At 69.4% G+C, this 17,137-nt stretch carries 16 protein-coding genes; 9 read left to right on the plus strand and 7 right to left on the minus strand.

The genetic code is table 11. The annotated features are described in order from the left end of the window. Positions 1-82 precede the first annotated feature (82 nt). Positions 83-577, minus strand: a complete 495-nt coding sequence (locus tag ACX80N_RS00080; protein WP_105032819.1) for an FBP domain-containing protein — start codon at positions 575-577, stop codon at positions 83-85. Positions 578-690: 113 nt separating this feature from the next. Between ACX80N_RS00080 and ACX80N_RS00085 the strand changes: the two genes are divergently transcribed. Together ACX80N_RS00085 and ACX80N_RS00090 are read left to right on the plus strand one after the other, a co-directional pair. Beyond that, positions 691-825, plus strand: a complete 135-nt coding sequence (locus tag ACX80N_RS00085) for a hypothetical protein (RefSeq protein ID WP_459337822.1) — start codon at positions 691-693, stop codon at positions 823-825. A gap of 192 nt (positions 826-1,017) precedes the next feature. Continuing rightward, entirely contained in the window at positions 1,018-1,668 is a 651-nt protein-coding gene (locus tag ACX80N_RS00090; RefSeq protein ID WP_157940284.1) for a hypothetical protein, read from the plus strand. 150 nt (positions 1,669-1,818) lie between these two features. Here the strand turns inward: ACX80N_RS00090 and ACX80N_RS00095 are convergent, their stop codons facing one another. Both ACX80N_RS00095 and guaB read right to left on the minus strand, forming a co-directional pair. Next, positions 1,819-3,648 carry an ABC transporter ATP-binding protein gene (locus ACX80N_RS00095; RefSeq protein ID WP_105032821.1) on the minus strand — a complete coding sequence of 610 codons (1,830 nt, stop codon included), beginning with the start codon at positions 3,646-3,648 and terminating at the stop codon, positions 1,819-1,821. A gap of 111 nt (positions 3,649-3,759) precedes the next feature. Beyond that, positions 3,760-5,286 (minus strand): IMP dehydrogenase, encoded by a 1,527-nt coding sequence (gene guaB / locus ACX80N_RS00100; protein WP_459337823.1) that lies wholly within the window; start codon positions 5,284-5,286, stop codon positions 3,760-3,762. A 421-nt stretch (positions 5,287-5,707) separates the two neighbouring features. Here guaB and ACX80N_RS00105 point away from each other — a divergent pair, with 421 nt between their 5' ends. After that, positions 5,708-7,342 (plus strand): ribonuclease J, encoded by a 1,635-nt coding sequence (locus ACX80N_RS00105; protein WP_105032823.1) that lies wholly within the window; start codon positions 5,708-5,710, stop codon positions 7,340-7,342. A gap of 194 nt (positions 7,343-7,536) precedes the next feature. Here ACX80N_RS00105 and ACX80N_RS00110 read toward each other — a convergent pair whose 3' ends face one another. The 3 genes from ACX80N_RS00110 to groES form a co-directional block, all read right to left on the minus strand. After that, positions 7,537-8,397 (minus strand): VanW family protein, encoded by an 861-nt coding sequence (locus ACX80N_RS00110; protein WP_459337824.1) that lies wholly within the window; start codon positions 8,395-8,397, stop codon positions 7,537-7,539. A gap of 286 nt (positions 8,398-8,683) precedes the next feature. After that, positions 8,684-10,300, minus strand: a complete 1,617-nt coding sequence (groL, locus tag ACX80N_RS00115; protein WP_459337825.1) for a chaperonin GroEL — start codon at positions 10,298-10,300, stop codon at positions 8,684-8,686. A 68-nt stretch (positions 10,301-10,368) separates the two neighbouring features. Next, a complete protein-coding gene (gene groES / locus ACX80N_RS00120) occupies positions 10,369-10,665 on the minus strand; it encodes a co-chaperone GroES (protein WP_105032825.1) in 297 nt (98 codons plus the stop codon). A 323-nt stretch (positions 10,666-10,988) separates the two neighbouring features. Here groES and ACX80N_RS00125 point away from each other — a divergent pair, with 323 nt between their 5' ends. The 6 genes from ACX80N_RS00125 to ACX80N_RS00150 all read left to right on the plus strand — a co-directional run bounded on the left by ACX80N_RS00125 (position 10,989) and on the right by ACX80N_RS00150 (position 16,808). Then, positions 10,989-11,933 carry a siderophore ABC transporter substrate-binding protein gene (locus ACX80N_RS00125; RefSeq protein WP_105032826.1) on the plus strand — a complete coding sequence of 315 codons (945 nt, stop codon included), beginning with the start codon at positions 10,989-10,991 and terminating at the stop codon, positions 11,931-11,933. A 33-nt stretch (positions 11,934-11,966) separates the two neighbouring features. Beyond that, on the plus strand, positions 11,967-12,980 hold the full coding sequence (locus tag ACX80N_RS00130) for an ABC transporter permease (RefSeq protein WP_459337826.1): 1,014 nt from the start codon (positions 11,967-11,969) through the stop codon (positions 12,978-12,980). Next, on the plus strand, positions 12,970-13,983 hold the full coding sequence (locus ACX80N_RS00135; RefSeq protein ID WP_459337827.1) for an iron chelate uptake ABC transporter family permease subunit: 1,014 nt from the start codon (positions 12,970-12,972) through the stop codon (positions 13,981-13,983). Before ACX80N_RS00130 ends, ACX80N_RS00135 begins: the two co-directional genes overlap by 11 nt. Beyond that, a complete protein-coding gene (locus tag ACX80N_RS00140) occupies positions 13,980-14,738 on the plus strand; it encodes an iron ABC transporter ATP-binding protein (RefSeq protein WP_459337828.1) in 759 nt (252 codons plus the stop codon). The genes ACX80N_RS00135 and ACX80N_RS00140 overlap by 4 nt, the downstream gene beginning before the upstream one ends. Before the next feature lie 9 nt (positions 14,739-14,747). Continuing rightward, positions 14,748-15,962 carry a class I SAM-dependent methyltransferase gene (locus tag ACX80N_RS00145; protein WP_459337829.1) on the plus strand — a complete coding sequence of 405 codons (1,215 nt, stop codon included), beginning with the start codon at positions 14,748-14,750 and terminating at the stop codon, positions 15,960-15,962. 123 nt (positions 15,963-16,085) lie between these two features. Then, positions 16,086-16,808, plus strand: a complete 723-nt coding sequence (locus tag ACX80N_RS00150) for an HAD family hydrolase (protein WP_459337830.1) — start codon at positions 16,086-16,088, stop codon at positions 16,806-16,808. 15 nt (positions 16,809-16,823) lie between these two features. On the opposite strand, the gene ACX80N_RS00155 is transcribed toward ACX80N_RS00150, so the two are convergent. Continuing rightward, positions 16,824-17,117, minus strand: a complete 294-nt coding sequence (locus ACX80N_RS00155; protein ID WP_105032831.1) for a DUF503 domain-containing protein — start codon at positions 17,115-17,117, stop codon at positions 16,824-16,826. Between the last annotated feature and the right edge of the window lie 20 nt (positions 17,118-17,137).

The raw sequence follows: 17,137 nt of genomic DNA on the forward strand, positions 1-17,137 counted from the left end.
TCTCATCGGGGCGCCCCCGCGTGCAGGTGTGTGGCCCCGGGCACCCGGGGCGGCAGCGCCCCTGGTACCCGGGCCGTTGCCGCTACCTCAGCTGGACGCGGGCGATGAACTTGTCGGTGCGCTCGCGGAGTTCACCCGCCTGGCGCCGGACGACGACGGCCGGATCCGGGTGGATCTCGCTGGCCGGCGGTTCCCTGCGGACGTTCGACGAGCAGATGAAGTCGGCACAGATCAGCGTCCCGACGGTGTTGCCGTCGCGTCCGGACTGGCCGGACCGGCGGGCCACCCACAGGAGGACGTCCTCCTTGGAGTACACATCGCGGCAGAGTTCGCACAGGACGGAGCGGTTCTTGCGGGCACCGCCCTCGGGAGCCCTGAGCAGGATGCCGGACGGCCCCTGACGACCGGGCACCACCAGGTAGCCGCGCAGCGGCATCTTCTCGTCGCGCCACCCGAGGAAGTCGAGGTTCTCCCAGTCCAGGGTGTCGAGGTTCTTCGGTGGGGTGAGCTTGACGGTCTCGGACCGCGTGGCGTTGATGAACGAGGAGCGGATGTCCTTGATGGAGATCGGTTGCATGGGAAGGGCTTTCGGCAGACGGAGGATCGGAGGGAAGGGAGCTCTGCCGGCTCACGTCCTAGGGCGCGACCGACCGCGTGGGTGCCGCGGGCCATGCACCACGGGGTGCAGGCGTGCGTCAGGCGGAGGAACTGCCCTTCATGGAGGAGGCCGGCCGGGGCGCGGGCACACAGCAGGCCATGACGGCCGCCCCGCTCTCCGCGGCCGTCCGGGCCCGAAAGGTCCGCAGCATGCTCATCCGTCCCTGATCCGTGATCCTCGTGCTTCGTGCCGGGCCATCCTCGCAGGAACACCTGCCTCACCGCAAAGCCGTACCGGCCGCCGGGCGTTGCCGGCACTCCTCCGGAGAGGCAGGGGTTCTGCGAACGGAGCCCCCGGGTCTGGTTAGTCTTGACCCGGACCATGACGGACCACGACCGACCACGACTCGAGGGAACATGATGACGGCAGCACCACCAGCTTCGGCAGTGCAGTTCACGACCCATGAGCTGCTCGCGCTGCTGGCTCTGAACCGTGGCCCGTCCGAGGAGGCATCGCGGTCGATGCTCAAGCTCGCCGACCTTCCCGACACCTCGGAACTGGTGCGCGCGGGGTTCTCGACGCTCTCGGTGCGGGAACTCCTCGATCGGAAGGGGGACGAGGTCACCCCTCGTGGCCCTGCCAGGGCGCTGGCCCGGATCCTGACCAGTGCCACCCTGTGGATCGATGCCACGGTCGCCGTCGCACGGCAGACCTCCGTGACGTTCCTCGTCGAGTCTCCTGCCGGGAAGGCGGCCCTCTTCGCGCGTCCGGGAAGCATCGTGCTGTGTGTCCCGCTCGAAGCGTCGGTGGACTGCTCGCAGATGGCGCTCGAGCTCGCCTCCGCCGGCTTCTCCTCCGGCGGTCAGGACACCCTGGTGTCGCTGCGGCGGCGCACGAGCGACGTGCCGTCCAGGACGGCGAACGTGCGCCGCACCGCCGAGCGTGGCTGGGAGGTCGCACGCACCCCCGCCGGTGGGGACGATCTCGAGGTGATGCCGTACGCGGACGAGGCGCACGCGTTCAGGGCGCTGCGCGCCGCGCTCGGCCTCCCCGCCGGGGCCGACGGCTGATCGCATCCACCGGGGGCCCTGGCCACAGGACGTGCCCTGCCCCGCATCACCGTGAACCGTGCGCCGCGGTCCGCCGTCGTGATCGCGTCCTGGCCTGGCCGCCCTCGGCCCCCTCGCCGCATCCGGGCTGCGCCGACGATCCGGCAGGGCTCAGGTGTCCGGCAGCTGGCTCTCGAACATCCGGTAGTAGCGGCCGCGGAGCGCCACCAGCTCCCGGTGCGTCCCCGACTCCACCACGCGCCCGTCCTCGAGCATGTGGATGACGTCCGCCTTCTCGATGGTGGCGAGCCGGTGGCTGATCGCGATGATGGTCCGTGAGCGGTCGGCGAAGAGCCGGGTGAAGATGCGGTGCTCGGCGAGCGCGTCGATGGCCGACGTCGGCTCGTCCATGACGATGAAGGGCGCGTCCCGGTAGAAGTTGCGGGCCATCGCGAGCCGCTGCCACTGCCCGCCGGAGAGGCCGCTGCCCTTCCGGCCGCGCGGGTCCTCCATCCAGTTGCTGACGTAGTTCTCGAAGCCGTTGGGCATCTTCTCGATGAAGTCCGCGGCCTCGGCATCCCGCGCCGCCCGCCGCACGCGTGCGTCGTCACGCGGATGGTGGACGTCGCCGAAGTAGATGTTGTTCTCCGCCGTCGCGAACTCGTACCGCAGGAAGTCCTGCGACATGACGGCCAGGTGCTGGTGCCAGTCGTCGATGCGGATGCCGCGCAGGTCCCGTCCGTCGAGCAGCACCTCTCCCCTGCCCGGCTGGTAGAGGCCGGCGAGGACGCGGATCAGGGTGGACTTCCCCGCGCCGTTCTCGCCCACGATGGCCACGTGCGTGCCGCGCTCGAAGGACATGGAGATGCCCCTGAGCACCTCCTCCTCGCCGCCGGAGTACGTGAAGTGGATGTCGCGGAGCTCGACGACGGCGGGAGCGGCTTCCAGCCGGCCGGGAGCGCCGGTGGAGAGCGGGAAGTCCATGAACTGCTCGTAGTCCTTGAGGTTCGCGAGGTCCTCGTCGATGGAGCTCAGCGAGGAGACAAGGTTGTTGGCGGTGCTGAGCGCCCGGCTGACGATCTGCTGCACGTACAGGAACTGGCCCACCGGCTGGGCGCGGGCGATGATCTGGCCCACGATCCACACGAGGGCCAGCAGTTCGGCGCCGTACTGCAGGGCGTCCGCGAGGAGCTGCTTCGGGATGTACCGCTTCTGGAAGTCCAGGCGCCGCTTCTCGTCGGCGTCGCGCAGGGTGGAGCGCAGGTCCATCAGGTGGCGGACGATCCCGTAGAGGCGCATCTCGGCGATGTGCTGCGGCTTCATCAGGTTCGTCTCGATCATGCGCCGCTGCCGCCGCGAGTCCACCTGGGTGTTCCAGTGCGCCATCTGCTCGCGGGAGAGCCGGAACTGCAGGTAGACGCTGGGGATGATGGCCACGAGCACGATCAGCGCGATCCACCAGCTGACGAGCAGCAGCGCGCCGATCGCGAGCACCACCGAGACCAGCTGCGTGAAGATGGCGGCGATGCGGTCCAGGACCCGCGCGTAGGAGTCGGAGAACCGGCGGGCCCTGTCGTACAGGTCCACCGTCTCCTTGTCGTCGTACCGCCAGAACTCCAGCGCCAGGAACCGCTCGTACATGCGATCCCCTACGATCGCCCCCACGCGGAAACTCAGGACCTGCTGGATGTAGCGGTCCACGCTCGTGAACGCACCCCACAGCAGCCCGAGGACGGCCGTGACGATCACGTAGACGAGCGCGGAGCGTCCGGCGTCCGGGTCACCCGCGTAGGCCGCGGCCAGCGCCGTCGTGGTCAGGGACGCGAAGTAGGTGGTGACCAGGGGCAGCACCGCGGAGATGAGCGAGCCGGCCACCTTCATGGCGACGGCGCCCGGCGAGGCCTTCGCGCTGAGCACGAGGACCTGCCCGACGGCACGTGCATACGGGCCGAGCCGGAGCTTGCGGCGCGCGGCGGCTTCGGGCTGCGGGAGTCCGCTCATGCCGGAGCCGCCGTCGGAGCTGAGCTGGGAAGATCGGCGGCCAGGAGGCTCCGGCCGGTCACCGGGGGCTGCAGGCGTTCATCGGGCGGCTCGCCGGGAAGCGGACCGCGCCTACTTGGAGCCGTAGTTGGGTGCCTCGACCGTCATCTGGATGTCGTGCGGGTGCGATTCCTTCAGTCCGGCGGCAGTGATGCGGACGAACTTGCCCTTGGCCTTCAGTTCCGGGATGGTGCGCGCCCCGGTGTAGAACATGGTCTGGCGCAGGCCGCCGACGAGCTGGTACGCCACGGAGGCCAGCGGGCCGCGGTAGGCGACGCGCCCCTCGATGCCCTCGGGGATCAGCTTGTCGTCCCCCGAGACGTCGGCCTGGAAGTAGCGATCCTTGGAGTAGGAGGTGTTCTTGCCGCGCGTCTGCATGGCACCCAGGGATCCCATGCCGCGGTAGGTCTTGAACTGCTTGCCGTTCACGAAGATCAGCTCGCCCGGGGCCTCGGCCGATCCGGCCAGGAGGGATCCGAGCATCACCGTGTCGGCGCCGGCCACGATGGCCTTGCCGATGTCGCCCGAGTACTGCAGCCCGCCGTCGGCGATCACGGGGACCCCGGCCGGGATGGCGGCCTTCGCCGACTCGTAGATGGCGGTGACCTGCGGCACGCCCACGCCCGCGACCACGCGCGTGGTGCAGATGGAGCCCGGGCCCACGCCCACCTTGATGCCGTCGGCGCCCGCGTCGATCAGGGCCTGGGCGCCCTCGCGGGTGGCGGCCTGGCCGCCGATGATGTCCACGTGCGCGGCGGACTTCTCGGCCTTCAGGCGCGCGATCATCTCGAGCACGCCGGCGCTGTGGCCGTTGGCGGTGTCGACGAAGAGGGCGTCGACGCCGGCCTCGACGAGGGTCATGGCGCGCTCCCACCCGTCACCGAAGAAGCCGATGGCCGCACCGACGCGCAGGCGTCCGTCGTCGTCCTTGGTGGCGAGCGGGTACTGCTCGGCCTTCGTGAAGTCCTTGACGGTGATGAGGCCGCGGAGGACCTCCTCGTCGTCGACGAGCGGGAGCTTCTCGATCTTGTTGGTCGCGAGGAGGTTGATGGCGTCGTCGCCGCTGATGCCCACGTGCCCCGTGACGAGCGGCATCTTGGTCATGACGTCACGCACGAGTGTCCGCGGGAACTCGCGCTCGAGGACGAAGCGCGTGTCGCGGTTGGTCACGATGCCGAGCAGGTGCCCGGTCGGGTCCACCACGGGCAGGCCGGAGACGCGGTAATGGCCGCAGAGCTCGTCGAGTTCCTGCAGGGTGGCATCGGGGCCGATGGTCAGCGGATTGGTGATCATGCCGGACTCGCTGCGCTTCACGCGGTCCACCTGGTCGGCCTGGTCCTGGACGGACAGGTTGCGGTGGATGACGCCGAGCCCGCCCTGGCGGGCCATGGCGATGGCCATGCGGGACTCCGTGACGGTGTCCATGGCGGAGGAGAGCAGTGGGGTCTTGACGGTGATGCGCTTGGAGATGCGCGACGACGTATCGGCCTCCGAGGGGATCACGTCGGTGTGGCCGGGGAGCAGGAGGACGTCGTCGTACGTCAGGCCGATGAATCCGAAGGGGTCGTGGGTCTCGTTCTGGCCGGACTGCTGGCTCACTGCTGCGCCTCTTTCGGTGGAACCGGGTGGGGGTAGGGGCCTTCGGCGGGTCGCGCCCGCGGGCCTTGCCAGTCTAGAACCATGGCAGCAGTGGCCCTATTCCGGTGATGACGCTCACAGCCCTGCCCGGCAGGGCCGGAGCAAATTCCCGCTCGACCGTTCCGTCGCCTCCCGGGCAGCACCGGACCGCGGACGCCCGAGGACCGATCGATCCGCCGGGGCGCGCGCGAACCACGTACTCTTGGAGAAGCATGTTCCCGGGGACACCGGGGACCACCGGACCGGAATTGCCGGATCTGCCGGCCCCGACGACGTCCGTCGGACGGCCGCCGCCCCGCCTGCCGCATGAATGAGAGAAACCTGATCTGTGAATAAGAGACCTGCCGCACTGAAAGCACCACGGGAACTGGCCAAGGGGGCCATGCGCATCGTCGCGCTCGGAGGTATCGGTGAGATCGGCAGAAACATGACCGTCTTCGAGTTCGACGGCAAGCTGCTGATCGTGGACTGCGGCGTCCTGTTCCCCGAGGAACACCAGCCGGGCATCAACGTCATCCTCCCCGACTTCTCCTACATCCGCGACCGCCTCGACGACGTCGTGGCCGTCGTCCTCACCCACGGCCACGAGGACCACATCGGCGGTGTCCCGTATCTCCTCAAGGAGCGCGCGGACATCCCCCTGGTCGGCTCCAGGCTCACGCTCGCCTTCATCGAGGCCAAGCTCAAGGAACACCGCATCACCCCCAAGACCGTGCAGGTCAAGGAGGGCGACCGCCGGACCATGGGTGGCTTCGACCTCGAGTTCGTCGCCGTGAACCACTCCATCCCCGACAGCCTCGCCGTCGCCATCCGCACCGCGGCCGGCATGGTGCTGCACACGGGTGACTTCAAGATGGACCAGTTCCCCCTCGACCGTCGCATCACCGACCTCACCGCCTTCGCGCGGCTCGGCGAGGAGGGCGTGGACCTGTTCCTCACCGACTCCACGAACGCGGACGTCCCCGGCTTCACCACCTCGGAGAAGGACCTGGCGCCGGCCATCGACGCCGTGTTCCGCACCGCACCGCGCCGCATCATCGTGTCCAGCTTCGCGAGCCACATCCACCGCATCCAGCAGATCATCGACACCGCGCACACCCACCGCCGCAAGGTGGCGTTCGTGGGCCGCTCGATGGTGCGCAACATGACGATCGCGGCGGATCTGGGCTACCTCAACATCCCGCAGGGCCTGCTCGTGGACTTCAAGAAGCTCGAGCGCAGCGACGACCACAAGGTGGTCCTCATCTGCACCGGCTCGCAGGGCGAGCCCATGGCGGCCCTCTCGCGCATGGCCAACAAGGACCACGCCATCCGCATCAGCGAGGGCGACACCGTCCTGCTGGCCAGCTCGCTCATCCCGGGCAACGAGAACGCGATCTACGGCATCATCAATGCCCTGACCGAGATCGGCGCCAACGTGGTCCACAAGGGCAACGCCAAGGTGCACGTCTCCGGCCATGCCAGCGCCGGCGAGCTCGCCTACTGCTACAACATCGTCAAGCCGCGCAACGTCATGCCCGTCCACGGCGAATGGCGCCACCTGCGTGCCAACTCGGAGATCGCCGTCGCCACCGGCGTCGATCCCCGCAACGTCGTGATCGCGCAGGACGGCGTGACCGTGGACCTCGTCCGCGGACGCGCCACCCTCTCGGGCAAGGTCGAGGCCGGTCTCGTGTTCGTCGACGGCGACAGTGTCGGTGGCATCACCGAGGAGGACCTCGTGGAGCGCCGCCGCCTGGCGGAGGAGGGCGTCGTCACCGTCCTCGCGATCATCGACCCGGACAACGGGGACATCGTCGAGGCGCCGGAGTTCTTCACCAAGGGCTTCTCCTGCTCCGACGAGGACCTCGACAAGGCGGGCGCCGCCGTCGAGAAGGCGCTCCGCGATGCGGCCTCCAACCGTCAGGGCGGTCGCCGCCAGGATCCGGAGGAGATCATCGAGCGGGCCACGGCCAACTGGATGCGCCGGTTCTACAACCGTCAGCCCGTCGTGACCGCGATCGTCGTCGACGCCTGATCCCCGGTTCTCACCAGGTAGCCCCGGTGCCCCTTCGGGCGCCGGGGCTTCCTCGTCCCTGAGCATGCCGCTTCCTCCCACTCCGGCTGCCGGTGGGATGGGCACACCCGGACACTCCCATGTCCCGGGGTCATGCAATGGGAGGAAGCCCGACCGCGTCGACACCCCGGGTGCTCGCCTTCCGAGCCTGCCCGTCAGGGCGTAGCGGCGCGCCCGGCGGGCGCCGGCCGGGCGGGAAGGATCTCCGCCCGGACGAGGGAGCGGTCATAGGCGATCCTTCCCTCGTTCTCGAGGATCAGCTCCTCGGAGATCTCCCGGCCCGTCCGCTTGTCCCGCTCGATCCGGTAGACCCTGTTGTGCCGGAAGACGTCGTCGCCCTCCTCGTAGAAGTAGGCGTCACGTTCGCGGATATGGAACTTCGTCGGCAGGTCGTGATCGGCCCGCAACTCCCCACGCAGGTATTCGTCCGTCGTCGAGGTCCGGAACTGGAACGTGACGTCGGTCCTGTTCTCCACCCGGTAGTCGAGGTAGTTGAAGGCGATGGACGTGCCGGTGCCCCAGGGGATCTGGCGGTCGTAGTCGGGGAAGAGGTCGAGGCCGTTGTGGTGGTGGTGCTCGACGACAGTGAGGGGGCTGTGCAGCACCATCCAGTGCAGCAGATTGGTGAACTGGCACATCCCGCCTCCCATGCCCCTGGCCGGCCTGCCGTTGCTGATCGTCAGGCCCTCCCTGTAGCCCTCCTTCGCGGAGCATCGACCTGCGAGGTGCCAGAAGGAGAAACACTCGCCCGGGGCGATCAGGATGCCGTCGATCTTCGGAGCGGTGAGGCCGAGGCTGACGGCCTTGTTGTCCTGCAGTTCCGTCTCGACATCGCCCAGACGGCGTCGGATCAGCGAGTTGTGCCGGTACACCGTGACCGGCAGGGACTCCTCCGAGCGGGTCGAGGCGAGCGTGCCGCGGTTCCGGAGGTTGCGCAGGTGCCGCATCAGGATCATGCGCTCACTGGCGAGGCGGTAGGTCAGCGGCGAGATCTCGCCGAACAGTCGTCGAGTCACGTTCACCCCCCGGGATCGTTACGTGCCCAGGATAGCCGCGAGCAGCCGGCGTTCGATACACGAGGAGGCCCCGATACCCGTCGGGCGCCGGGACCTGCCCGCCCCGTGAGCATGCCGCTTCCTCCCACTCCGGCTGCCGGTGGGATGGGCACACCCGGACACTCCCACGTCCCGGCGTCATGCAAGGGGAGGAAGCCCGACCACCTCGACACCCTCGGACACGGCAGCACCCCGGCTCCGAGGAACCGGGGTGCTGCGTCAGGCGATGGGCGGGAGCCCGTGCGTCCTAGTGCGAGTGGCCGTGGCCGCCCTCGTCGTCGGACTCCTCGGGCTTCTCCACCACGAGGGTCTCCGTGGTGAGCACGAGCGCCGCGATGGAGGCGGCGTTCCGCAGGGCGGAGCGCGTCACCTTCACGGGGTCGATGATGCCCGCGTCCACGAGGTTCTCGTACTCGCCGGTCGCGGCGTTGAAGCCGTGACCGTCCTCGAGGTCCGAGACCTTCGCGACGACCACGTAGCCCTCGTGTCCGGCGTTCTCGGCGATCCAGCGCAGCGGCTGGGCGAGGGCCCGGCGGACGAGGCCGACGGCGGTGGCTGCGTCGCCCTCGAGTGCCAGCACGTCGGCGTCGGTGTCCAGCGCCTTGCCGGCGTGGACCAGCGCGGAACCGCCGCCGGCCACGATGCCCTCCTCGAGAGCGGCACGCGTGGAGGACACGGCGTCCTCGATGCGGTGCTTCTTCTCCTTGAGCTCCACCTCGGTGGCGGCGCCGACCTTGATGACGCCGATGCCGCCGGCGAGCTTCGCGAGGCGCTCCTGGAGCTTCTCGCGGTCCCAGTCGGAATCGGTGCGCTCGACCTCGGCGCGGATCTGCGCCACGCGGTCGGCGACGTCGGACTCGCTGCCGGTGCCGTCCACGATCGTGGTGGCATCCTTGGTGACGGTGATGCGGCGGGCGGACCCGAGCACCTCGAGGCCCACCTGGTCCAGCTTGAGGCCGAGGTCCGGCGAGACGACCTGCGCACCCGTGAGGGTGGCGATGTCCTGCATCATGGCCTTGCGGCGGTCACCGAAGCCGGGAGCCTTGACGGCGACGACGTTCAGGGTGCCGCGGATCTTGTTGACCACGAGGGTGGAGAGCGCCTCGCCCTCGATGTCCTCGGCGATGATGAACAGCGGCTTGCCGGCCTGCAGCGCCTTCTCGAGCAGCGGCAGGAATTCCTGCAGCGAGGAGATCTTGCCCGAGTTGATGAGGATGAGCGCGTCCTCGAGGACGGCTTCCTGGCGCTCGGGGTCGGTCACGAAGTACGGCGAGAGGTAGCCCTTGTCGAACTGCATGCCCTCGGTGAGGACGAGCTCGGTCTGCGTGGTGGAGGACTCCTCGATGGTGATCACACCATCCTTGCCGACCTTGTCGAACGCCTCGGCGAGGAGGTCACCGACCTCGGTGCTCTGCGCGGAGATGGAGGCCACGTTGGCGGTCTGCTGGCCGACGACCTCGCGGGCGTTCTCGAGCAGGCGCTTGGCGACGGCCTCGACCGCCACCTCGATGCCGTGCTTGAGCTGCCCGGGGGCCGCACCGGCCGCCACGTTGCGGAGGCCCTCCTTGACGAGTGCCTGGGCCAGGACCGTGGCGGTCGTGGTTCCGTCACCGGCGACGTCGTTGGTCTTGGTGGCGACCTCCTTGGCCAGCTGCGCGCCGAGGTTCTCGTACGGGTCGTCGAGCTCGACCTCACGGGCGATCGTGACGCCGTCGTTCGTGATGGTGGGGGCGCCCCACTTCTTGTCGAGCACGACATTGCGTCCGCGGGGGCCCAGCGTCACCTTGACGGTGTTCGCGAGCTTGTCCACGCCGGCCTCGAGGGCACGGCGGGCGGCGTCGTTGAATTCCAACTGCTTTGCCACTGTTGGTTCCTTTCAGGCTTGGCGAGGAAAAGCCCCGGCCGCTACGGGCCGGGGCTTCTCCAGGGGTACTACTTGACGACGATGGCGAGGACGTCGCGCGCGGAGAGCACGAGGTACTCGGTGCCGCCGTGCTTGACCTCGGTTCCGCCGTACTTCGAGTAGATGACGACGTCGCCCTCGGCGACGTCGACGGGGACGCGGTTGCCGTTGTCGTCGACGCGACCCGGTCCGACTGCTACGACTTCACCCTCCTGGGGCTTCTCCTTGGCGGTGTCCGGGATGACGAGGCCGGAAGCAGTGGTCTGCTCGGCTTCGAGGGGGCGGACAACGATGCGATCCTCAAGGGGCTTAATAGAGACCGACACTCGGGCTCTCCTTTGCGTTCGATACCAATGGAAAGGGGGCCGTCGGGCTGGGCGTGGACCGTCGTCGCGGTGCCGATGCACGCTTCCCTCGGGATTAGCACCCGCTATGAGCGAGTGCCAAGTCCGACTGTATGCAAGGGCTGGCACTCGGTCAAGGCGAGTGCCAGCGTTGACACTCGTCCTCCCCGGCGGGCCCCGGTAGGACGCATTAGGACATGCTTCGGTTGCGTAATTCGACGGACTACGGCTAGATTCGATCTAGGTAAGGATCTCCTTACTTCGATTCACGGCCTGTGCAGGCCCCTTCCCCCCGGAGTTCACCCATGGCACACGTGCGCCTCGCCGTCCTTTCCGCAGCCGCTGCGGCCACCCTCGCCCTGACGGCCTGCGGCGGTTCCTCCGAAGCTGCCGGCGAGGCCGAAGCGGCCGCGACCGTGTCGGTCGAGCACGCGCAGGGGACCACCGAGGTACCGGTGGACCCCGAGACGGTCTTCACCTTCGACCTCGGCGCCCTCGACACACTCGACGCCCTCGGCGTCGACGTCGCCGGTGTCCCCCAGGGGACGCTGCCCGAGCAGCTCGCGGCCTACGAGGGCGGCGACATCACGAACATCGGTTCCATGAAGGAGCCCGACTTCGAGGCCATCGCGGCCGCCGCCCCGGACCTGATCATCATCTCGGGCCGTGTGGCCGATTCCTACGACGAGCTCGCGGAGATCGCCCCGACCATCGACCTGAGCGTCGACGCCGCCGATCCCATGGCGAGCTTCATCGGGCACACCGAGTCGCTCGGACGGATCTTCGGTGCGGAGGACGAGGTGGCCGACCGCCTGGCCTCGCTCGACGCCAGGATCACCGAGACGAAGGACGCTGCCGCGTCCGCCGGCAACGGCCTGGTCCTGATGACCAGTGCCGGTGAGGTCACCGCCTACGGTGCCGGCTCCCGGTTCGGCCTGATCCACGACGTGCTCGGCGTCGAGCCCGCCTCCGAGGTCAAGAGCGAGGGCACGCACGGCGAGGCCGTCTCCTTCGAGTACATCGCCGAGATCAACCCGGCGCACCTGTTCGTCATCGACCGCGATGCCGCCGTCGGTGAGGCCGGCGCCGCCGGAGCCGCCGTCCTCGACAACGAGCTCGTCAACGGCACCGACGCAGCGAGGAACGACGACGTCACCTACCTCGACTCGGCGAGCTGGTACCTGATCGGATACGGCCTGAACAACCTCGACGCCATGGTCTCGGCCGTCCACGAGGCCGTCGCGGCCTGATCCGTTCCGCCGCTCCCGCGGCGGGCGCCCCCCATGGCAGCACTTCCCCTCCGGCCGCAGCGGCCGGCACAGCAGCCCGGCCCCACGCGGTCGCCGGCCCTCTGGTCGGCCGCCGGGGCCGTGCTGCTGCTCGCCCTCGTCAGCCTCTTCGTGGGCGTCTCCGAGATCTCCCCCGCCGATCTCCTGCGCGGTAACGCCACCGTGATGCAGACGTTCGTCGTGAGCCGGGTCCCCCGCACACTCGCGATCATCCTGGCCGGCGTGGCCCTCAGCATCTCCGGGTTCATCCTGCAGCTGATGGCGCGCAACCGGTTCGTGGAACCGTCCACCGTGGGCACGGTGGAGTCCGCCACCGCGGGGATCCTCGTCGCGACGCTCCTCCTGCCGGCCGCCCCGCTCGTGGCGAAGATGGGGATCGCCGCCGTCTTCGCCCTGGCCGGGACCGCGCTTTTCCTGACCGTCCTGCGCCGGATCCCGCTGCGGAACACGCTGATCGTCCCGCTCGTGGGCATCATGCTCGGCGGGGTCATCGCCGCCGTGACCACGTTCTTCGCCTACCGCTTCGACCTGCTGCAGACGCTCAACACGTGGATGATCGGTGACTTCTCGGGCCTGATCCGCGGCCGCTACGAGTTGCTGTGGATCGTCGCCGTGCTCGCCGTCGTCGGCTACGTGTGCGCCGACCGGTTCACCGTGGCCGGGATGGGCGAGGAGTTCACCACGAACCTCGGCCTGGACTACCGGCGCACCATGAACCTCGGCCTCGTCCTGGTGAGCCTCATCAGCGCCGTCGTCGTGGTGGTCGTGGGAGCCATCCCCTTCCTCGGCCTGATCGTCCCCAACCTCGTGTCCCTGCTGATCGGCGACAACGTGCGCCGCGCCGTCCCGTGGATCGCCCTGTTCGGCGCCGGGTTCGTCCTGGCGTGCGACATCCTCGGCAGGGTCATCCGCTTCCCTTACGAGATCCCGGTCGGCGTGATCGTCTCGGTGCTCGGCAGCGCCCTGTTCATCGCCCTGCTCGTGAGGAGGACCACCGGTGCGCGCTAGGACCAGTCCCCTGCCCGACGCCGTCGTGCAGTCGGTCCGGAAGCCGATGACAGCGCTTCCGCCCGCCGCGTGGCTCGTGGTGCTCGGCCTCGTCGCCGCTGCCCTCATCGCGGCGTTCCTGCTCGTGGACCTCGACGGCAACCTCGCCTACGTCCTGCCGCGGCGACTCAACCGTATCGGGGCCATGGTGCTGGTCGCCGTCGCCGTCGGGGTGTCCACCGTGCTGTTCCAGACCGTGACCGGCAACCGGATCCTCACGCCGTCCATCATGGGCCTGGACGCGCTCTACATCCTGATCCAGACCGTCCTGGCGTTCGCGCTCGGCGCCTCCACCCTGCTCACCCTCGGCGCGCCGATCCGCTTCGCCGTCGAGGTCACGCTCATGGTCGGCTTCTCGTGGCTGCTGTACCGGTGGCTGTTCACGGGCCACGGCCGCAGCCTGCACCTGCTGCTGCTGGTCGGAATCGTGTTCGGCGTCTTCTTCCGCGGGGTCTCGTCGCTGCTGCAGCGCCTCATGGACCCGAGCGAGTTCATCATCCTGCAGGACCTGTTCTTCGCGAGCTTCAACCGCGTGGATCCGATGCTGCTGCTGATCTCCGCCGTCACCGTCACCGTCCTGTGCGTCCCCGCCTGGCGCCTGCGCCACCGCCTCGACGTCCTGGCCCTCGGGCGCGACACCGCCGTCGGCCTCGGCGTCGACTACCGGCGCACCGTGACCCTGGTCCTCGTGATCTGCTCCGTGCTCGTGGCCGTCTCCACGGCACTGGTGGGGCCCGCGACGTTCTTCGGCCTGCTCGTCTCGGCCCTCGCGTACCAGCTGTGCAACCACTTCCGGCACGCCGTCGTGCTGCCCGTCGCCGTCCTCCTCGGGGTGGTGGCCCTCGTGGGAGGGCAGCTCGTCCTCGAGCAGGTCTTCGCGTTCGACACCGCCCTCAGCATCGTCATCGAGTTCACCGGCGGCCTCGTCTTCCTCGTCCTCCTCCTGAAAGGCCGCATCCGGTGATCACCATCAGCCACGCCACCAAGCGCTACGGCGCCGCCACGGTGGTGGACGACGTCACGTGCACGATCCCCGGCGGCGGCGTCACGTCGATCATCGGCCCGAACGGTGCCGGCAAGTCCACGCTGCTGTCCCTGATGAGCCGGCTCCTGCCGCTGGATGCCGGCCGGGTCGAGGTGGACGGGCTGGACGTCGCCACCACACCAGGGAAGGACCTCGCCCAGACCCTGTCCATCCTGCGGCAGGAGAACCAGCTGACCGTCAGGCTCTCCGTCCGGGACCTCGTGGGATTCGGCCGGTTCCCCCACAACAACGGCCGCCCCACGGCGGCGGACCGCGAGCACATCGAGCGGGCCCTCGAGTACCTCGACCTCACGGACCTCGCCGACCGCTTCGTCGACGAGCTCTCGGGCGGCCAGCGCCAACGGGCCTTCATCGCCATGGTGCTGGCACAGGACACCGGCACCATCCTCCTCGACGAACCGCTCAACAACCTGGACATGAAGCACTCCGTGGACATGATGCGCCTGCTCCGCCGGCTCGCCGACGACCTCGGGAAGACCGTGGTCCTCGTGATCCACGACATCAATTTCGCCTCCTGCTACTCGGACACCATCCTCGCGATGCGCGAGGGCGCGCTCATCCACCAGGGCACACCCGAGGAGATCATGACGCCGGAGGTGCTGCACCGGGTGTACGACGTCGAGATCCAGGTGGAGCAGATCCGCGGCAACAGGATCGGCGTCTACTTCGCCTAGGCTGACTGCATGGCTTCGGAGAACATCGCGGACATCCTGACCCCCGAGGGCTGGGAGCTGCTGAACTCCCTCGGGCCGTACACCGAGGCCGACAGCCTCCGCCTGACCGGGCAGCTGCGCAAGGCGGGACACTCCGCGCAGGTGGTCGCCGCAGCGCTCACGCAGTCGCGGCTCCGCGCGAAGGCCTCCGCGAAGTTCGGGGCGTTCGCCGAGCGCATGGTCTTCACCGCGGCCGGCCTCGAGCAGGCCACGCGCCTGACGGTCGCCGCACGCCACGCGCAGCGCTTCGTCGACGCCGGCCTCGTGAGGGTCGCCGACCTCGGTTGCGGTCTCGGCGCCGACAGCATGGCGCTGGCCACCCTGGAGCGCGACGTCACCGCCGTCGAACTCGACGAGACGACAGCCGCCGCCGCGACGATGAACCTGCTGCCCTTCCGCAATGCGCGCGTCGTCAACGCCGACGCCTCCTCCGTGGACACCGGGGCGTACGACGGCGTCTGGCTCGATCCCGCGCGGAGGACGACCACGACGTCGGGCACCTCCCGCCTCTTCGACCCCGAGGCGTTCTCCCCTCCCCTGTCCTTCGTCCAGCACCTCGCCGACGGCGGGAAGCCCGTGGGCGTGAAGATGGGCCCGGGCATGCCCCACGCGGCGATCCCGTCCACCTGCGAGGCGCAGTGGGTGTCCGTGGGCGGCGACGTCACCGAGGTGGCTCTCTGGTTCAACACCCTCCGGCGTGACGGCGTCCGCCGGGCGGCGCTCGTCATCGGTCCGCAGGGCGCCGCGGAGCTGGTGTCCGCGGCGGATTTCGGGGAGGGCCCGACGGCGGCGGTCGGCGCGCCGGGCGGCTACCTCTACGAGCCCGACGGCGCCGTCATCCGGGCCGAGCTCGTCGCTGACCTCGCCGCGCAGCTCGGCGGGCACCTGCTGGACCCGATGATCGCCTACATCTGCGCACCCTCGTACACGGACACCCCGTTCGCCCGCGCCTACCGGGTGCTCGAGGTCCGTCCCTACAACGTGAAGGCCCTGAGGTCGTGGGTGCGCTCCGAGGGGATCGGCGTGCTCGACATCAAGAAGCGCGGCACCGCCGTGACGCCCGAGGAGGTGCGCAAGCAGCTGCTGACCGGGTCCGGCAAGGGCCGCGGGAAGGCCACCCTGGTGTTGACCCGCATCGGCGACGAGCGCGTGGCGATCGTCGTCGAGCCCGTGGCCGGTGTCTAGCCCGTCCTGCCCGCGGCCACACTTACCCGCCGGCCGCAACCGCGCGAACGCCGCCACGGACGTCGCTCCCCGTTCCTAGACTCGATGGGGAATCGAGTCCAGACACGCGGAAAGGCGGACACCTTGGCAGACGGCACCACGGAATCGACGAACGGACGGCACGGGGTGCTGTTCGATGTGGACGGCACGCTCGTCGACTCCAACTACCAGCACACCCTCGCGTGGTGGCAGGCGTTCCGCCGGTTCGGCCACGACGTGCCCGCGGCGGAGATCCACCGCGCCATCGGCATGGGCGGGGACAAGCTCGTGGAGCACCTGCTCGGGGACGACCGCGACGCCGACCAGGACGACGAGCTCGACGCCACGCACGGCGCCATCTTCTCGAGCTACTGGCCGGGCCTCCGCGCGTTCGCCGGCGCTGCCGACCTCGTGCGCCGGTGCGCCGACGACGGCCTGACGGTGGTCCTCGCATCCTCCGCCTCGGAACAGGAGCTCGGCGTCCTGCGGGGGATCATCGACGCGGACGCGTCCATCAGTGCCGCCACCAGCTCCTCCGACGCCGAGAACAGCAAGCCCTCCCCCGACATCCTCCAGGCCGCGCTCGACGCCGGCGGGCTGGAGGCGGAGAACGCCGTCTTCATCGGCGACTCGGTGTGGGACGTCCTCGCGGCCTCCGAGCTGAAGATCCCGACGATCGGACTCGCCTCGGGCGGCACCAGTGAGGCCGAGCTGCGTGACGCCGGGGCGGTGGAGGTCTACAAGGACATCCGGGCCCTGCTCGACGCGTTCGACGACGGCGCGCTGCATGCGCTCGCCTCGTCGTCGTCCTCCGCCGACCATCCCTGAGCGGGAGGACGGCCGCTAGTCCTCGCTGCTGAGGAGCCGCCGCCGGGCGCTGAGCAGTTCGATCTCCGGCCGCGCGGCGACGTACCGCTCCGCGCGGTCGAGCACGTCCACGACATGCCGCCGGTCACCGCCCACCAGGCCCGCGCCGACGACGGCGCGCCGGTGGAGGTCCTGGTGGCCCACCTCGGCGACGGACAGCTCGAACTTGCGGTGCAGGTCGGACACCAGCGGACGCACCACCGACCGCTTGCCCTTCAGCGAATGCACGTCGCCGAGCAGGACGTCGAACTCGATGAACCCGATCCACATGGCGTTCTCCTCATCTCGGG

This window comes from Arthrobacter sp. MDT2-16, assembly GCF_054510925.1.